The sequence below is a fragment of the Bacillus pretiosus genome (assembly GCF_051294775.1).
Lineage (GTDB): Bacteria > Bacillota > Bacilli > Bacillales > Bacillaceae_G > Bacillus_A > Bacillus_A wiedmannii.
The window spans coordinates 1-292 of sequence record NZ_JBPPHF010000374.1 but is presented as its reverse complement, the minus strand read 5'-3'; the positions used below and the strand labels follow the sequence as shown (position 1 = coordinate 292).

The window sequence follows — 292 nt, the reverse complement described above, 5'->3', positions numbered from 1 at the left end:
GTAGAAAGAGGGATAACATGGACAATCAACAATGGCAAGTAGCATAGAAGGTCGCTGCTACTTATTTTGGAACAGTCGTTGGAGCTGGATTTGCTACTGGACGAGAAATCGTTGAATTTTTTACAGTGAACGGATTATATGGAACAATTGGCATATGTGTAAGTTGATTTTTTTTTATTTGGCTTGGCACAAAGATGATGTTACTTTCATCACAAATCGGTGCATTTTCAGCGCAAGAATTTAACAAAAATTTATTTGGGGATGTAGTTGGCAATGTTGTAAACACACTATT

General features: G+C 36.3%; 1 pseudogene. It reads left to right on the top strand.

Annotated elements, in window-relative coordinates:
- Positions 1 to 17: 17 nt before the first annotated feature.
- Positions 18 to 292, top strand: a pseudogene (locus ACSG5Z_RS31325) (hypothetical protein); the annotation flags it as partial.